The following is an 18,090-nucleotide window of genomic DNA, read 5'->3' on the forward strand; positions in this document are numbered from 1 at the left end:
TTATGAAACATCTATTAGTATATATACTAACGTTACTCCTTCTCCTACCAGATAAAGCCGGTGGACAGGAGTTCCGCATTATTCCGCAGGAAATCAGCGTTCACAACGACAGCCTGCATCTTGTCCTCTCGATGGACTTGAACAATATAAAGACCGGCAGTCTGACGGCACTGACTTTCACACCGGTATTGACAGATAAGACCCATCAGTTGCCGTTGCCTCCGGTCGTTGTCAGCGGAGCAAAACGCTACCGCTACGACCAACGCGAACAGGCTTTATCGGGAAAAGCCGCTCCTGCTCCTTACCGCATTCTCCGGGGGAACAAGTCGAAACTGATAGATTATACAGTATCTATTCCTTACACCTCATGGATGGCTCATGCCTCCCTCTTGCTTCAACAAGAAATCAAAGACTGCTGCGACCTCCGGTTGCTGGGGACGGATACACTGACAGACAATCTCGCCCTGAGCAACATCCCCTCCCCGGACATTCCTGCACCTTCCGCGGCTCCGCACCAAACACGAAAACCGGGTCGCACGACGGTTGCCCTTTCCGGTGAAATGCTGGCAAGCTGCATACCGATGGTCTCTTTCCTTACCCCACTGCCGGAAAAAGACGGCAAGCAACGTTCCGGAAAAGCAACCTTATATATAGATTATCCGTTAGGCAAATTCGAGATCCTCCCCGACTTCAAAAACAACCGCAAGGAACTGGGCAAGATGGACAGCCTGCTGACTCCCGTACTGGAAAGCGGCTATACAAAGATCGAACAGATCGATATATGCGGATACGCCTCGCCCGACGGCCCCTATAAACACAACGAAGAACTTTCGTCCAACCGTTCGCAATATTTCACCCACTATATAAGAAGCACCTACCGGCTTCCTCAGAAGCTATTCAACGTCTCGTCGGTAGCCGAAGACTGGGACGGCCTGGTCGTACTGCTCGAACAAGTCGATCCGCCTTATAAGCAGGAAGTACTGCAAACGATCCGGCAGAACGGCATATTCGAAGGGCGGGAAAAACAACTGATGGAATTGCCGGACAACGTATATAAGAAACTCTGCCGCGACCTCTTCCCCCTCCTGCGCCGCCTCGAAGTAGCCGTAGATTACCACGTGGCACGGGTGGAGACAAAAGATGCCGCCACGCTGATCTATTCGCATCCCGAACTGCTCAGCCTCGAAGAAATGTACGAAGTGGCACGCTACTATCGTCCCGGTACCGTGCAATACAGGGAAGTGTACGAAATAGCAGCCTTCCATTTCCCGCAGGATGTGGTAGCCAATGTCAACGCAGCCTCCGCCGTGATGCTAGGCGGCGACTTGAAATCGGCATGGAACTACCTGAGCAAAGTGGAAGACGATCCCCGTGCCTGGAACAATATGGGCGTACTGACCCTGCTGGAAGGCGATCCGGAAGGAGCAGCCGTCTGGTTCCGCAAAGCGATAGGCGTGGAACCGTTGAAAGCAAGAGCGAATTTACAAAAGATTGAAAACGGAGAATCGGATACCGGACATGAATAAGACGAACAGAAAAACATATTCGCTCTGTATAGTATGCCATCTCGTGCTGATGGTACTCAGCTCCTGTGCCTTCGACGACGAATTATGCATTTGTCCCGACCGCACCCATATCGAATATTGGTATGCCGGCAATAGCTCCGACAACCAGCTTCCGCATTATGCCAACAACCTCCGGCAATATCTTTTCGATGCCGAAGGCCGCTTGCTCGACACCAATATGCTGCGCGGCGACAGCCTGACCGCATGGGAAGCCAAACTACCCGCCGGTGACTACACAATAACGGCCTGGGGAAATATGGAAAACAGCGACATCGAGACAACAGGCAATCCGCAGCTAGGCTCTCTCCGGCTCAGTGCCGAGCAAGCTGGCGTACCTCCCGGATTCCGTGGAAACGTAGGTCGTCTGTACTATGGCACTGCCACCTTTACCGTAGAAGACGGGCTCCCCTGCCGGAAACGTGTTTATCTCTCCCATGCGCATGCCCTTCTCTCTGTCACCGTCCGCTGGATGGAAGATGAAGAACGGCCCGAAGCCGGAGGAACCTACCGGATGCAACTGAAAGATATCCCCGCGCGCTACGATTTCATCAAAGGCTGGGAAACGGATATCCCTTCGGGCGACGGGGTCTACGCCATTCCCGGCATCAGCAACAACACGCTGGTCAATCACGAGACTAAGGCAGCAATGACCTACGACCAGGAAGTAGAAGGACAGTTCACCACATTCCGCTACACCGGCAGCACCCACCAGTTATGGAGCCTTTGGCGCAACGGAAAGCAGATCGTCAAAGAACTCGACCTGCATAAGTTTTTCAGTTCGCTACCGATGGATATGAACCGGAACATCAAGCAGGAATTCGATATACTGATCAGCATTTATAAAGACAAAATAACCGTCACTTTCGCATCCGCTTCCGACTGGAGCGAAGGGGGCGTTATCGGATAAACAAATAAATAAAACATTATGGACAATTACGAAAAAGACCATTACTGGGAATTCACACTGCGTGACAACCCATTGACAAAAGACAACACGGAAGACTGTGTTGCCGAAGTGAAATCCGGCCCGAAAACGTTGCGCAATGACGACATTGCCAAGGAAATCAAACGTACCGGCTCGGAGCTCAAGTATGCGACGCTCCTTTCGGTCACCTCGCAAAGCAACGAGATCATCCTCGAAGCGTTATTGAACGGCAATAGTGTGATGACAGACCTCTGCCAGTTTATCCCGCGCATCACAGGCGCGTTCGACAGTCCGGAAGCCCCGTTCGACCCGGCTATTCACAAACTGACATTCGACATCATTCTGACAAAATCCGTACGCGAAGCCCTGACAAAAGTGAAAACGATCAACCTGGGAGCCAAAGGCGAGACAGCCGGTATCGGTCTCGTCACCGATACGTTGACCGGTGCGACCAACGGTGCGATAACCCCGAACGACGATATCCTGATCGCAGGCAACAGCATTAAAATTGCCGGCGACGATGCCGTGGCCGGTGTCTTTTTTGTTGCCGAAGACGGCACAACGACCAAAGTAGCGCGCCGCCTCACCCAAAATGACCCCAGCAAGCTGATAGCCCGCGTTCCGGCTCTGGCCGACGGAAACTACACCCTACGCATCGTGACACAGTTCAGTACCAACAAACAGCTATTGAAGGAGCCCCGTACCATTGAATACAAAAAGCTCCTGACAGTAGGATCCGGTGATGATTCCGGCGAAGACGATCGTCCGGTGATCGAATGATTTTCATCGGAGGCTTCGATACGTCCATATCGACCGGGTCGATAAACGTTTATCGATACCATCGATACGGGAACATCGAAGCCTTCGATAAGCACCATGCACAATAGCGATTATTAACCATGTCAATTAATATAAAATGAAACTAGTATTAAAACAATTCCTCCTCTCGACAGCGATCCTGTTGACAGGAGTCGCTTGTACAAGCGAAAACCATGAAGGATTGCCCGTTAACCCTTCATCCCCGTCTGACGGGGACGACCCGACCCGAAGGGAGGTCGTTGTCACTCTCAGAAACCAGTTATCGTTGGCCAAAGGGACGAAAGCAGGCGAAATCGCCACAGTAGAGGAAAACAAGATCGCCTCACTCGATGTCTACGCATTCGGATCGGACACGGAAGACGGCACCTACACCCTCCAGGAACGCTTCGCCTACCGCGAAGACCCGGCAGACCTGCCCGCAACAGCGACACCTATCGACCTCGAACAGCCAGGCGACGGCAAAGAAGCTTCCGTCAGCCTCAAACTGCAAAAAGGACTCTTCGTCAAACTCTATGCTGTAGCCAACCAACCGGAATTGGTAGACCCGACCGGAACAATCGGTCAAGGCACAACAGTCGGAACTACAGGAAAAGTAATGCAGGACGGCGACTTCAAACCGCTATCCCTCACCACTCCGGGACAGGCGGGAACAGGCGTCCAAACAGTCGGCGTCCCTACCGAAACACAGTTTCTGACATTCCACAGCCTCTTGCTCGACGCTGCCACACCCGCTGATGTGTTAGTATCGCCCCTCCCTATGTCGGGAGCCTACACCATCCCGCTCGACCTGACAGACTTCGAGTCTTTTTCACGCTTGCAGGCTGGTTTCAAACTGACGCGCACCGTCGCCCGTTTCGATGTCATAAACAACGCTACTGACAGCCGATTCACCATCACCGGTATTTCGATGGGAAACGCACGTCGCGGAACGACTTTCTTCCCGGCGAAACCGTTTGCCACAACTCCGGCAGACCCGGCAGACCTTATCACACTGCCGGCACGTACCTTCACCGGCCAGACGAATGCCAATGCAGGTGTTACCGCTTCCGCTTTCTACTCCTATCCCAGCCCACAGGCGGACAACGGATATATCATACTCGAAGGAACATACAGGATGAACAAAACAGACCCCGAAAAAACAGTGTCTTATCAAGTTCCTTTCAAACAGGAAGTAAATGGAACTGGCTCCCATATCGAAGTGAACCCGAACCACCGTTATACGATTACCATATCGAAAGCAGACGATTATCATATCGACTTCGACCTCACCGTGGCCGATTGGTCAGATGCAGGCAACGATCTCGACGGATTCGAACCGACGGTACCTCCGACGGTAACTTTCATTGTTACGATTAATCAGGACTTAGTGGATTCTTATAAGACTAATTTTACTATATATCCTCCATTTAATTACGACGGAGGTGCGTCTTCCGAGACAACCGGTTCGGATAGGAATGGTGTATCTTCAACTGGTACTTTGAGTAAAACGTATTCTATAGAAGTAGAGAAGACTGAGAGTGAACAGACATATAATTATGAAAAGACTATAAGTTATTGTAGCGATAAAGGTCCCGGTTGGCGTGTGCCAACTATGATTGAATTAAAGGCTATATATGATAATAGAACAACATTACAGAATAATGGATGTGCTACGTTCGTCGGCAATTACTACTGGAGTAGTTCGGTCTACAATGGTGACAGCGGTCGCCGGTGCGTACTGGACTTCGTCTCTAACAGTTTCTATTACAGCACCACAGACAAAAGTCAGTATGTTCGCTGTGTCCGGGATCTCTAACAATTTATCAATTTAAAACCCAAAGACCGCCGTGAGGATAGCTTCCATCGTAAGGCGGGTTGATGTTAGTCTAACAAGTAATCAAAGGTATAATGAACCAGAATAAACATATAATAAAATGAATATAAAACTAAAGAACATATTACTGCTCCCGGCACTCGCCATCGCCTGTACGGGATGCAACAACGACCCCGTCGACGGTGAAATATCCTTGACAGGAGATGCCAACGAAATACAGTTGGTTATCGCAGGCAACGGCGAAGGTGTAGACTACACGAAAGCAATTGCCTCAGAAAGTGAAAACAAGATAGAGAACCTCGATGTCTATATCTTTGCCTCCGACGCGCAGGCTGGCACTTACAGATACCTCGACAAATGGGAAAGCGCAGCGGCAAACGACAAAACACTGAAAAAGTTTGCCCTGCAAGCATCCGGCTCCGAATGGAACGCTTCCATCTTCCCCTCCGAAGTGGCAGGTTATCCTTTCCTGAAGCTCTTCCTCGTGGCAAACCGCGAAGACGAACTCTATCAGGAAAACGGAGCGACCGCACTGACACTTACCCCATTCACTAGTAGCGACAATTTTGATGCCGCCACCGACGAAGCAACCTTCCTGCAATCGTACACAAAGGCACTTACGGTAGACAAGGTTTTGTACCCGTCATTATTAATGACCGGTAACGGCGCAACAAAGATGCTGGGAACCGTCTCGAACGTGAAGATCGAACTGAAACGTGTCGTTGCCCGTTTCGATATCGACAACACCGCACGCACTTCCAACCTGACCATCCAGTCTATCGCCCTCAAACAGGGACGCAAGACAGGTACACTTTGGAGTAGCGGCACACTGACACCAATAGTCGATGCAGATCTGGCCACCTCTCCCCTTCTGATGGAATACAAAGAGGTGGATTACACCGCCTTAGCGAATGCCAATACAGGAGTAACGGAAAGTGCCATCTACACCTACCCCACGCTTGCCACCGACAAGGCTTACCTGATCATCAAAGGAACGTATCACGACCCGGTGAGCAACAGCGATAAACCGGCTGCCTATACCGTCCCCCTTCAAAAGACGGACGGTGCTACGGGAACCACTGCCGACATCGCCATCCTACGCAACAACCGCTACAAACTGCGTATCATCGACGTAACCAGCACCACGATGGCAGCCGCCTTCGAGATCGAAGACTGGACAAGCAGCGGTGGCATCACCATTAAGCCGGAAGCACCAGTATCACCGATAACTTTCAGCGCCATTGGTGCTAATGTTGCGGAAGTCGGAGACGACAAAATACGCGTCGACGTGGACGGCGGTACATTCACACTAACAGTCTCCCATATCAACGACAAGCCGGTCACCATCGAAACCACTCCCGAATACGAGCCGACCTATGGTGATGGCGATAACAACTGGATCACGATCGCTCCTGTCACAAGGGCTACTACCGGGGTTGCAAAAACCGTCACTATAACAGCAAACAACAGCGCCGATACAGATCAAAAGCCTCATGAAGTCCACATCGGCTACATCACTGTCAAATGGGGAGACACAACAGAAGAACAAATGAAACTGGAAATCTATCGCGGAGCATCATCGGTTACTTATCTAGACCCAACGGCCGGACAAACAGTACGTTTTGCCGCCGTCAAAATGAAGGATGACAGGTATTGGGCTCCGATCAATGTAGGGGCAAAAACGGCGAAGAATAAAGCGACCAAGGATACCAATACGGACATTACAGACGATGCTGGTAAATTGTTCCAATGGGGACGTTCATATGGTTTTAAGGCTACGAATAATGCAAATATTATTGATGAAGAGATGCTCGGAGATCTGAATCGCCCGGAACAAACAGATCTCGCTAATATGAGTAAATGGGATGGTAAGTTCATCGGTATTTATGGAGTTCCTGAATTGAAAAAAAATTGGTTGCTGATTAATGGTATAGGTAATCCGAATCCGGAAGCTGAAAATATGGAAAAAGGAGCCTGGTATCAACAGCTTTGGAATGCCAACGAAGGAAAAGAGAGTGCTGATGTTGTTAAGACTCCTCACGATCCTTGTCCTGAAGGTTGGCGTGTCCCTACCTCAGCTGAATGGAAAGCTATCGGTGCAGATCAAGAATCTGATCAAACCGGTTATACTTGGGATGGAATAAACTTATGCTCCACCATGCCTGGAAAAGAAAATGGGAAAAGACTTCTTTTACCTGCTGCCGGCTATCGCGAGGATAGCTTTGGAAGCCCTGACAATCAAGGAATTTCGGGCTACTATTGGTCATCATCTGTACCAGATGCCAGTATCTATGCCGAATGCGTAAATTGCTCTAATAAGATACATATATCCTCTAACTACCGTGTCTGCGGTTACTCGGTGCGCTGTATCCAGGAATAACCGTTCAGTCATTACTAACAAAAACAAATTTGATATGAATAAAGCAGATATGGTTAAAGAGTTATCCTCCCGGCTCGGTTGTACACAGACCGAAAGCCTCCATATAATCAATACATGGCAGGAGGTAATCAAGGATAACCTAAGTCAGGGGAATAATATCGTGCTTCAGGGATTCGGCTCCTTCGCCTGCTGGCAACAGACAGAACGACCGGCTCGCAATCCACGAACCGGCAAATCCTGCATGATCCCTTCACGCGTCAGCGTCAAGTTCAAACCGGGGAAGTTTTTATTACAATGTCTGAACAAAAAGTAACCTTGTAGAAATGAGGGCAAGACCTATTGATGTCTTGCCCTCATTATTTTTATTCCAGCGTAATCTCCTTACTCTGAATATAAGAAACATTCAGCTGACCTCCGGCATTTCCGTTACTCTCCTGCAAAGGATGAGTTTTTGCACGGCTGAGCGACAGGGCACCTTTAGCGGGTAAAGAGGAATTACCGAAATTGATGTTGATGGATTTGCTGCCTTCAGTACGGTTAAACACGTTATATGATCCTCCGGCATAAGTGACCCGCACCTCGACCAGTTCATCCTTTCCTACCGGATCTCCCTCCCAGGTAAGCGTAGTCGTACCTGTTATTTTAGCTGAAGTAAAAGACTCGGGGATAGCGATCGGCTTCACATCGTTTATGGAAGCGACATTTGTATAGATACTGTCTTTTGCCCGCGTAAAGACAAAAGTCATATCATCCAATCCTGGGAATGAATAAGTATAAAAATAAGTACCTACATTGTCAAAGTCCGGAGTTTTACCATTGATTGTAATGGAAGCCGGACCATTCAGTCTGATATTGATGCCGGCACTATCCAGTTTATTGAAATTAGCTCCGACACGCGTCGTATTATTGGTCACATCGTAAGCGACACCCAGATTCTGATAAAAGGGAACATCCGCATCGATATCGGGAGCGTCATCATTATCACAGGAGGTAAATACCCATGCAGAGACGAGAAAGGCAAACAAGAAATACTTTTTCATGACGTTTAATATTTTGAATTACCTCTATATAACAAACGAGATGAGAAAAGTTTATCCTGTTAACATAATAACCCTTTGTCTATCATAAAATAATCACTACATTTGTCAGTGAATATATAAAACTTTATAACTATGAAGTATCTAAATCCAAAAGCTGATTTGACATTCAAGCGGGTATTCGGCGAGCATCCCGATTTGGTAATGAGCCTGCTTAATGCATTGTTGCCTTTGAAAAACGGCGAAGAGATAACCGAAATCGAGTATTTAACTTCCGAAATGGTGCCGGAAAATCCTTTACGTAAATACAGCATTGTCGATGTCCGCTGCAAGGACAAGAAAGGCCGTCAATTTTTGGTCGAGATGCAGATGTTATGGTCTCCTGAATTTTATCAACGTGTATTATTCAATGCCTCCAAGGCTTATGTCCGACAGCTGGATAAAGGGGAAACGTATGAACTGCTACAACCTATCTATTCGCTTAACCTGGTGAACGATATCTTTGAACCGGAACTGGAAGGCTATTATCACCATTATGAACTGGTGCATGTAGAGCACAGCGACAAGGTGATCGACGGACTTCAGCTCATTTTTGTAGAGCTTCCCAAATTCACTCCGCATAATTATGCTGAGAAAAAAATGCAGGTGCTCTGGCTTCGTTACCTGACGGAGATCAACGAGAATACGCGTAAGGTTCCGGAAGAATTGCTTTCCAATCCGGAGATAAGCAAAGCACTGAACGAACTGGAAGAATCTGCCTTTACCGAAGAGCAGTTGGCCGGCTACGAACATTTCTGGGATGGCATTAGCGTAGAAAAAACAATTTACAACAGCGCCATCCGAAAAGGATTAGCGGAAGGCTAAGCAGAAGGACTAGCGGAAGGACTAGCAGAAGGCAAAGCGGAAGGACTAGCAGAAGGTGAAGCAAAAGGCAAAGCGGAAAGCTTACTTTTTGTAGCTGCTAATTTGAAAAAGAAAGGTATAGACCTAGCTTCCATTATGGAGTGCACCGGATTGGATGAAAAGACAGTTAATGCGCTATAAAAGCTGGCATTAAGAAGAATATAATCATATAACGAAACAAGCTCAGCCGAAAAATGGCCGGGCTTGTTTTGTTATTCGGAGATAATAACGAACGTTCATCTCTAGAAATAATTGAGCTATTTACATAATGATACACAATGGCATGCAGATTACAGAGATAACAATAATTCTTCGATGGAAGCAACCTGTCGCTGCTGCCCGTTCGAAAAATAAAGGGTGATGGCAGATGTTGCGGCATCACCGACATCGATCCAGCTCTCCGATTCTATTTCGGAGCCGGCATAGAAACCGTTTCGCAAAAGAGCCTTACGCACCATTGCATATTTCTGGCCGTCACCGACAAGACGGATTTTCTTATCGTATTGGTTGTCGATACGGAACAATCCGGTTTCCATATCGAAGACAATCCCTTTACGGGCAAAGAAACCGCTCAGAGAACCACTCAATGCCAGGTCTTCGGGCGTACCGGTACTGATCCCTTTCTCCCTATCCATCAGCCAGATCTTATCAGCTATCTGAAGGGCGAGTTCGAGGTCGTGAGTGGAAAGGAAAATCGTTTTATTGGTGGAACGGGTAAGACTATGCAACAATTGCATGATCTCGACTTTGCTGGGGAAATCGAGAAAAGCTGTCGGTTCATCCAAAAAGATGACAGGCGTCTCCTGCGCCAGCGCTTTGGCGATCATAACCTTCTGCCGCTCGCCATCAGAAAGGGTGTGCACCATGCGCGAAGCAAGGTTCTCGATACGGACCAGGGAGATAGATTCTTCTACGATCTGCTTGTCTTCTTTCCCTAACCGTCCCCAAAAGCCGGTGTACGGACTACGTCCCATCCCGATCAGTTCCCGGACAGTCATATTACGGATCTCACACTTATCTGTCAGTACCACTCCCACTATAGTGCTAAGCTCCTTGTCACTATAGTCCTGTATATCGCGGGACAGTAGTGCTATTTCGCCGGATATACGAGGCTGGAAAGCGGACAGGGTACGTAATAAAGTAGACTTCCCGACGCCATTGGCTCCCAATAGGCAAGTTAATTCGCCACTGTAGATTGTTGTCGTTATATGGCTCGCTACCAGCTTTGTATCATTCTTGGAATGATAACCGATAGAGAGATCGTTTATCTGAATAGTTGCCTCTTTCATACTCATTCGTTCAGTTCGTTTTTACGTCTGCGGAATAATACGGAAGCAACCACCGGAGCACCGACCAAGGCGGTTACCGAGTTGACCGGCAAAGCTCCCTCGAATCCCGGCATACGTGCAATCAGGTTACAAGCCAATGCCAGGGCTGCCCCCACAAATAAGACACCGGGCATCAGTATGCGATGATCGGATGTCTGGAAAATGGCACGGCAAAGGTGAGGAACAGCAAGTCCCAGGAAGACGATCGGACCACAGTAAGCGGTCACGATAGCAGTCAATACACCGGCAGAGGTGATAACGAGCAGACGTGCCCGTTTGATATTCAGTCCCAGGTTACGGGCATAACCGTCGCCGAGAAGCATCAGGTTTAATGTCTTTATCAATAGGAACGAAAGGGGGATCAAGATAGCCATAATCGCTACGAAAAGCATCATCTGATTACCGGAGACACGTGAGAAACTTCCCAGCCCCCAGATTACATAAGCACGGATATCTTCTTCCACACTAAAGAATTTCAACACACCTATCACGGCATTTGCCACATAGCCGATCATCACTCCGATAATCAATAGCGTCACATTCCCTTTTACCTTCTGCGAGACATAAACGATCAGTGCCATGACAGACAAGGAACCGACTATGGCCGCAATCGATAAGGCAATCTCCCCCATAAAGCCCAGCTTACTCAACGCCACGCCACCCAGGCTTCCGCTCAGCAAGACAACGAAGGCGACTCCCATACTTGCACCGGAGCTGATACCCAACACAGAAGGTCCCGCCAAAGGGTTACGGAATACGGTTTGCATCTGAAGCCCGCTGATTGCCAATCCGGCTCCGGCAACCAAAGCCGTCAAAGCCTGCGGGAAACGTGATTTCCAAATAATATTCTGCCAGGTGACCGGTTCGTCACCATTGCCGCAGATGATATTCCAAACCGAATGGAAGGGAATCGAAACAGATCCCAACACTAGATTCAGAAACAGCAACACGACGATCGAGACAAGGATCAAAAGCATCAGGATAGTATTAGAATACTTCATCGTCCCTATTTATTTAAGTAAATCATAATAGACAGGCGTGTGATCCGGCAGCAGATTCGGATGAAAGATATGCAATAAATCGCCCAATACAACTTCCGGCTCGGTTGGCATGCTTTCGTAAAAAGGTTTCTCCCGCATGTTGCAATAGATCACACCCTTTTCCTTGAAGGCACGGAAGTCTGCATAACGAGGATCCTGATCTTTCAGCGATTTATAAGTATATGTTCCCGGATAGCTGTTTACGATACGCCAGTAATCGGCTTCATCCGCCTGGTTATAGACGGTCTCAAAGTCGAGCGTCACACCGCCGGAGCGATCGTCGTCTTTCAAAAAGTAATCAGCGCCGGCATCTTTGAAAAGCTGTGCAAGGAAGCTCTTTCCTCCTACCGCATACCAGTTACCACCATGTATTTCGCCACTGAACACGATAGGACGTCTCTGCACTTTACCTTCGGCAGTCAGCTCTTTCAGTTCGTTGTAGCGGTTTTCTATAGCTGAGAATTTATCATTGGCTTCCTGCTCTATCCCAAGTAACAGACCGACAAACTTGATCCATTCAGCCTGTCCCAGCGGTGTCATTTCTTTATATCCCAGATGAGGAATCAGAGGGATACCGACATCTTTCATCGTCTCGTATCCGCCACGTTTAAAGGGAGAGATCAGGATCAGGTCGGGATTGATACTCATAATCACCTCATTATCGAAATTACCTTCGATCCCGATCTTCGCTGTCTTTCCTTCCTTCAACTGTTCATTGATAGTCTTATTAAACAGATGGCGCGTACTCGTGATACCGACCACCTTATCCTCCGCTCCCAACTTAATGAAATTGGAGAGCTGCAGGGAGGTCATACAAATGGCACTGCGCACAGGTGTTTCGATCACCGTATAATCAGCAGGAAGACCTTCCGGCTTCGTCCCGCGGGGAACCAATGCATACAGGAAATGCGTGCTTTCTTCATTCTGCGGGTCATGTATATCTACCAGGACATAACCGTCGGCATAGGTCAACTGAAAACCTTCGGCATATTCAGGTTTAACCTGGACCATCCTATCCGCCGTAATCGTTTGTTGCGACGATGCATTCTCTTTCTCCTGCTGATTTCCTTTCGATGCGCACGATGTAGCCATTAACGCTAACAGGCAGCCACCGACTAAATACTTATTCATATTCTATTTGTTTTTATCCGACACAAACCGTCCAAACCCACGAGGACAATCGTTATGCAAAAAATGGCAGGTCTTCTGACTTACTTCCATCCCGAATGCCTTCCCGATCGCAAAGACCAGTGGCAAAAGGTATTATCAGGATGTTTATAAAGCTTCACAGCAGCGTGGACTGTCCGGGATTTACACCCGGTTCCCTTTTAATCTGTCTCCATGAACAGGAGTTTTACAGAACCGATTTTGAGCGCAAAAGTAATAAGAAGTTTGCAACTTTACACTATTTTCAGCACATTTGCATCCCAAATAAAAAAACAAGAATAAAATGACTTATCCGATCAGTTTTGTATCATTAGGTCCCGGTGAACCGGAACTTATCACGGTGAAAGGTCTCCGCCAACTCCAGAAAGCAGATATTATCTACTGTCCCGCCACCCGCAACAGACAACGCGAGAGCATTTCACGTGCCGCTGATATCGTACGCGCCCTGGAGATAAATGAAACGGCTATCCACTGCTTTATACTCCCCATGAGCAAAGACCGTACGGAGGCCTGGAAAGTCTACGATACCCTCTACAACGAAGCTGCAACCCAATATGCAGAAGGCAAACAGATCGTCATTGTGGCTGAGGGCGATGCCGGCTTTTATTCGTCCATACAATACATATACGATAAATTTACAGGTGCAGGGATTGCCGTACAACGCATTGCCGGTATTCCGGCTTTCATTGCTGCCGGAGCTTTGGCAGGCTTGCATATCGTCAAACAGGAAGAGCAAATCGTTGTCATTCCCGGTACACCTTCTGCCGCAGAACTGAGCGAAAAGATAAACGCCGGATATGTCATCGTCATCATGAAACTATCACAATGCGTGGATGCCGTACACGAATGTATCCGCAAGCATCCGCAAACACAATTCCATTACTTTGAAAATGTGGGGACAGAGAAAGAATATTACACGTCCGATAGAAAAGTCATAGCGGATAAAGCGTATCCCTATTTCTCACTGATGATCATACAATAATCCCCTCCATAATCCGGAGGCTTGACAGCTTCCGGAAATGAAGGGGATATTCACAGATACGATCTATTCCGATATTGTTTTGCAAAAACTAGGCAGATTCTATAATACCGCTCAGGCGGTTCATATGATAGCGAAGCGACTGAACCGACTCCCAGTTCTGGTGTCCCGACTTGCACAACTCCCGTGCACTTACCAACACCCCTGAAATATGACAGCTGATCTCCTCTATCTTTTTATTCGTTTCAGTATAAAGAGACTCTACTTCTTCCGGTGAATAGATGGAAGCCGACTGCGCCAGCGATTCAAGCAGATTCATCTGATAAATTCCAGCCTTTGGGATCAAGTTACGGACGGCATAGTGATGAAGATCCTGAATTTCTTTCTGTTTGGTGGTATCCCAACCAACATTACTTGTACTTACCGAAGGACTCATCTTCGAAAACATACGGATCCCCAAACAATCTGCAATTGTTCTTAACCATGATCCTGTTTCTGCTTCTCTTGCGGCTACACCTGCCATACTAAATCTCATTGTTGTCATAATCAAATCTCCTTAATTACATAAACCGAAGTTTTTAAAATTGTTATACACTTTCTTTTTATCACCATAAACTTGCTGTTAGCTTCATTTTATTATCGTGACAATGCAAAATTAGACAAATTATCATATACAGCAATCTTTAATCCATATTTTAAAATACTTTAAGACAGAAGCTGTCTAAATGCGCCGATATTGTCAACCGAAGATTACAAATAACACGAAAAACGCGAACTTTACTTACCAAACAGTCATTTTCACTCTATTTTTAGTAACTTTTATCAATATAACACAAATAACACGTAGTTATCCAGCTTCACAACCTTTCATACTATCATTTTGTTATTTAATTAAAAATAATATACTTTTGTTGCCTCTTAAACTTACATAAGCACATGAAATCGGATATAGAAATTGCAAGAGAAGTCTCCCTTCGTAAAATAAAGGAAGTAGCCACAGGTTTGGGTATTCCGCGCGAAGAAGTACAAAACTATGGTCGGTATATCGCCAAAGTGCCCCTTCATCTGATCGATGAAGAGAAAATCAAAGAACATAACCTGATCCTGGTAACGGCCATTACGCCTACCAAAGCAGGTATCGGTAAAACAACCGTATCTATCGGCCTGGCCCTGGGACTGAACAAGATCGGAAAAAAAGCAGTTGCCGCGCTGCGTGAACCCTCACTGGGTCCATGCTTCGGTATGAAAGGTGGAGCAGCCGGCGGCGGATACGCACAGGTCCTGCCGATGGAAAACATCAACTTGCATTTCACCGGCGATTTCCACGCCGTTACTTCCGCTCATAATATGATCACAGCGTTGCTGGACAATTATATCTATCAGACCCGCCATACCTGCGAAGGTCTGAAAGAGATCAAATGGAAACGTGTACTCGATGTAAACGACCGTAGCCTGCGTAACATCGTATCCGGTCTGGGCGGCTCAGCCAACGGCGTGCCTACAGAAACCGGATTCGACATCACTCCTGCTTCCGAAATGATGGCAATCCTTTGCCTGGCTACCGATCTGGAAGACTTGAAGCGCCGCATCGGTAATATCCTGCTGGGATATACCTACGACGACCAACCGTTCACAGTCAATGACTTGGGTGTAGCAGGAGCAATCACCGTATTGCTGAAAGACGCCCTGCTGCCCAACCTCGTACAGACAACGGAAAATACCCCTGCATTCGTACACGGCGGTCCGTTCGCCAACATTGCCCACGGCTGTAACTCGATCATCGCCACAAAGATGGCACTTACTTACGGAGACTATGTCATCACAGAAGCCGGTTTCGGTGCCGACCTGGGTGCAGAAAAGTTCTTCGATATCAAATGCCGTAAAGCCGGATTAAAACCGAAGCTGACTGTTATCGTCGCTACGGCACAAAGCTTGAAACTGCATGGCGGCGTTCCGGAATCACAGATCAAGGAACAGAACATCGAAGGTCTGCGCAACGGATTTGCCAACCTCGACAAACACGTAGCTAACATGAAACGTTTCGGTCAGGAAGTAATCGTTACTTTCAACCGTTACGCAACCGATACAGACGAAGAAATCGCCCTGGTTGCCGAGCATTGTAAAGAGTTGGGTGTCGGTTTTGCCATGAACAGTGTATTCGCAGAAGGCGGAGACGGTGGCGTGGAACTGGCTAAACTGGTAGTAGATACAATCGAAAACAAGCCGTCAGGCCCGCTGAAACTTATTTACGAAGATACAGATAACGTACGTGATAAAATCCGGAAAGTATCTGAAGAAATCTATGGCGCAGCATCGGTTACTTATACGACACTGGCAGATAAAAAGATCAAACAGATCGAAAGTTTGGGAATCTCCCACTATCCTATCTGTATCGCAAAAACCCAATATTCATTCTCTTCCGACCCGAAAGCCTACGGCGTTGCGAAGAATTTCGAACTGAAGGTACGTGACATCGTCATCAACAACGGCGCCGAAATGATCGTTGTCATCATGGGCGAGATCATGCGTATGCCGGGACTTCCCAAAGACCCGCAGGCAAAACGGATCGACATCGTCAACGGACTGGTCGAAGGACTGAGCTGATACATATTCCAATAATAAAAAACCGGGCAACGAGGAGATGACATCCTGTTGCCCGGTTTTTTATTTGTCAGATAACGACAGTTACTTTATCACGCGTATCGGCAAATCAAGCGGAGTTGCAGTTGCCGAACGTGTCTTGGTAACTCCTTTCTTAGGCCCCGGAATAAGCGGACTATACGTCAGGACGTGACGGATACGGTCACGCTGATCATCCGTAAACCGGTCGGAATAAGAGACCGAATAGTCCATAATATTATAAGAAGTAAATGTTATACCGCTACAATTCGTCCGCCTCACCAAATAATCAAATGTAAACTTCGACGGTTCATATTGAGCAATATAAGCGTAATCAGCATCATATTTTACCTTGTTGTATGTCGGTGTATCATCGCAATAATCAGAATCGATGCAATCGTCTGCCACTCCTTTCTCATCTTCTGAAAAAGCATGGTGTAACCCCAGATAATGACCTAGTTCATGGGCCAAAGTAACTGTAATATCAGCAGTACTATATTGGGTTTGACTGGATTGATCATTAATAAACAAGCTATTAACAGATACGCTATATGGAAACTTCAGATTAGCGAGTTCGAGATACGACTGCTTGGTTTCGCTAAGTCCCTCCAGGTAGTTACTGCCCGTTGTTGAGAAAGGAATGTGGGCAATCCCCAATGTGGTAGAATTTGTAGTCGCATCGTCTTTAAAATTATATATCATCACATTGATATATTGATTAGGATCCCACAAATATTTGACATATTTACCGGATTCGTCATTCATAAACTCATCACAGTCGATCGGATACTCTTCCGTGTATTGAATATACTCTACCCCTGGAGTGCTCAAAGTATTCCCGGCCGGATCTGATGCGGCAAGCACAAAAGAGAGATTCATATCTACACTTTTAGCATTGTCGTTGTAGAGTTTGTTAACAGCAGTAAGTATCTCCGCCAAACGGCTTTGGCTGACATACTGAAGCCGGTCCGACTGATCCTTATACAAAACATGGAAAATGACAGGTAGCTTGTAATGTAACTCTCCTGTGGCAGCATTCTGATGAATCTGTATCTTCTTTTCTGTTCCGCCACTGACTATTGCCACGGTAGCTGTTCTTTGCGTCGTCTCCAGGTTACCCTCAACCGCTATCGTCAATGATTGATTACCCGTGCCCTTTTCCGGAAGCGGCCTGCACCAATCCACATCGGAAGAAGCCGTCCAGGTCGAACCGGTTGTGATTTCCAGTTTTAATGTAGCCCCTTCATTGCTGACATCATTAAACTCTGATTCGGAAAGATCGATGGGCGGCGAATCCAATTCCGAATCTTTACACCCGGTCCAAAAGCCGGTCAGGATAATCAGCAGAAACAAATATTTGATTCTCATATTGATTTATATTCTTTTCATTCATTAGACAGGAAAGCAAAGATAATTATTTTTCCGCAACCTGAAAAAACACCGGGGATAAAAGCAATTATTTCCAACTAATTGTAAGCATTCAGCACTATATATCTAATAATTTGTTACTTTTGT

General features: G+C 47.1%; 14 protein-coding genes, 1 pseudogene and 1 riboswitch. Of the genes and pseudogenes, 9 read left to right on the forward strand and 6 right to left on the reverse strand.

The annotated features are described in order from the left end of the window. Positions 1–2 precede the first annotated feature (2 nt). The 6 genes from DXD68_RS18270 to DXD68_RS18295 all read left to right on the forward strand — a co-directional run bounded on the left by DXD68_RS18270 (position 3) and on the right by DXD68_RS18295 (position 7,815). Positions 3–1,526, forward strand: a complete 1,524-nt coding sequence (locus tag DXD68_RS18270) for a DUF3868 domain-containing protein (RefSeq protein WP_122362945.1) — start codon at positions 3–5, stop codon at positions 1,524–1,526. Continuing rightward, the gene (locus DXD68_RS18275; protein ID WP_122362946.1) at positions 1,519–2,472 is read left to right on the forward strand and encodes a FimB/Mfa2 family fimbrial subunit; all 954 of its coding nucleotides are present in this window, start codon (positions 1,519–1,521) and stop codon (positions 2,470–2,472) included. Before DXD68_RS18270 ends, DXD68_RS18275 begins: the two co-directional genes overlap by 8 nt. 18 nt (positions 2,473–2,490) lie before the next feature. Beyond that, the gene (locus DXD68_RS18280; protein WP_122362947.1) at positions 2,491–3,270 is read left to right on the forward strand and encodes a DUF4469 domain-containing protein; all 780 of its coding nucleotides are present in this window, start codon (positions 2,491–2,493) and stop codon (positions 3,268–3,270) included. Between the two features lie 136 nt (positions 3,271–3,406). Continuing rightward, the gene (locus tag DXD68_RS18285; protein WP_122362948.1) at positions 3,407–5,104 is read left to right on the forward strand and encodes a DUF1566 domain-containing protein; all 1,698 of its coding nucleotides are present in this window, start codon (positions 3,407–3,409) and stop codon (positions 5,102–5,104) included. Between the two features lie 118 nt (positions 5,105–5,222). After that, positions 5,223–7,502, forward strand: a complete 2,280-nt coding sequence (locus DXD68_RS18290; protein WP_122362949.1) for an FISUMP domain-containing protein — start codon at positions 5,223–5,225, stop codon at positions 7,500–7,502. Between the two features lie 34 nt (positions 7,503–7,536). Next, positions 7,537–7,815: an HU family DNA-binding protein gene (locus tag DXD68_RS18295; protein ID WP_122362950.1), complete on the forward strand. Its 279-nt coding sequence runs from the start codon at positions 7,537–7,539 to the stop codon at positions 7,813–7,815. Positions 7,816–7,864: 49 nt separating this feature from the next. On the opposite strand, the gene DXD68_RS18300 is transcribed toward DXD68_RS18295, so the two are convergent. Next, positions 7,865–8,542, reverse strand: coding sequence for a hypothetical protein (locus tag DXD68_RS18300; RefSeq protein WP_122362951.1), 678 nt, complete (start codon positions 8,540–8,542; stop codon positions 7,865–7,867). Positions 8,543–8,674: 132 nt separating this feature from the next. On the opposite strand from DXD68_RS18300, the pseudogene DXD68_RS18305 reads away from it, so the two are divergent. Beyond that, a pseudogene (locus DXD68_RS18305) lies at positions 8,675–9,583 on the forward strand (Rpn family recombination-promoting nuclease/putative transposase). A gap of 149 nt (positions 9,584–9,732) precedes the next feature. Here DXD68_RS18305 and DXD68_RS18310 read toward each other — a convergent pair. From DXD68_RS18310 to DXD68_RS18320, 3 genes are read right to left on the reverse strand one after another with little or no spacing between them, the layout of a single operon-like run. Then, positions 9,733–10,731: an ABC transporter ATP-binding protein gene (locus tag DXD68_RS18310; RefSeq protein ID WP_122363094.1), complete on the reverse strand. Its 999-nt coding sequence runs from the start codon at positions 10,729–10,731 to the stop codon at positions 9,733–9,735. Positions 10,732–10,733: 2 nt separating this feature from the next. Continuing rightward, the gene (locus DXD68_RS18315; RefSeq protein WP_075557692.1) at positions 10,734–11,771 is read right to left on the reverse strand and encodes an iron ABC transporter permease; all 1,038 of its coding nucleotides are present in this window, start codon (positions 11,769–11,771) and stop codon (positions 10,734–10,736) included. Between the two features lie 9 nt (positions 11,772–11,780). After that, a complete protein-coding gene (locus tag DXD68_RS18320) occupies positions 11,781–12,941 on the reverse strand; it encodes an ABC transporter substrate-binding protein (protein ID WP_122362952.1) in 1,161 nt (386 codons plus the stop codon). A gap of 47 nt (positions 12,942–12,988) precedes the next feature. Next, positions 12,989–13,192, reverse strand: a riboswitch (cobalamin riboswitch). Positions 13,193–13,260: 68 nt separating this feature from the next. Between DXD68_RS18320 and cobI the strand changes: the two genes are divergently transcribed. After that, entirely contained in the window at positions 13,261–13,959 is a 699-nt protein-coding gene (cobI, locus tag DXD68_RS18325; RefSeq protein ID WP_122362953.1) for a precorrin-2 C(20)-methyltransferase, read from the forward strand. 88 nt (positions 13,960–14,047) lie between these two features. Here cobI and DXD68_RS18330 read toward each other — a convergent pair whose 3' ends face one another. After that, positions 14,048–14,500 carry a hypothetical protein gene (locus DXD68_RS18330; protein ID WP_122362954.1) on the reverse strand — a complete coding sequence of 151 codons (453 nt, stop codon included), beginning with the start codon at positions 14,498–14,500 and terminating at the stop codon, positions 14,048–14,050. Between the two features lie 392 nt (positions 14,501–14,892). On the opposite strand from DXD68_RS18330, the gene DXD68_RS18335 reads away from it, so the two are divergent. Then, a complete protein-coding gene (locus tag DXD68_RS18335; RefSeq protein WP_122362955.1) occupies positions 14,893–16,560 on the forward strand; it encodes a formate--tetrahydrofolate ligase in 1,668 nt (555 codons plus the stop codon). Between the two features lie 81 nt (positions 16,561–16,641). Here the strand turns inward: DXD68_RS18335 and DXD68_RS18340 are convergent, their stop codons facing one another. Further along, entirely contained in the window at positions 16,642–17,943 is a 1,302-nt protein-coding gene (locus tag DXD68_RS18340; protein WP_122362956.1) for a zinc-dependent metalloproteinase lipoprotein, read from the reverse strand. Positions 17,944–18,090: the final 147 nt, after the last annotated feature.

This window comes from Parabacteroides sp. TM07-1AC (assembly GCF_003480915.1).
GTDB classification, from domain to species: domain Bacteria; phylum Bacteroidota; class Bacteroidia; order Bacteroidales; family Tannerellaceae; genus Parabacteroides; species Parabacteroides chongii.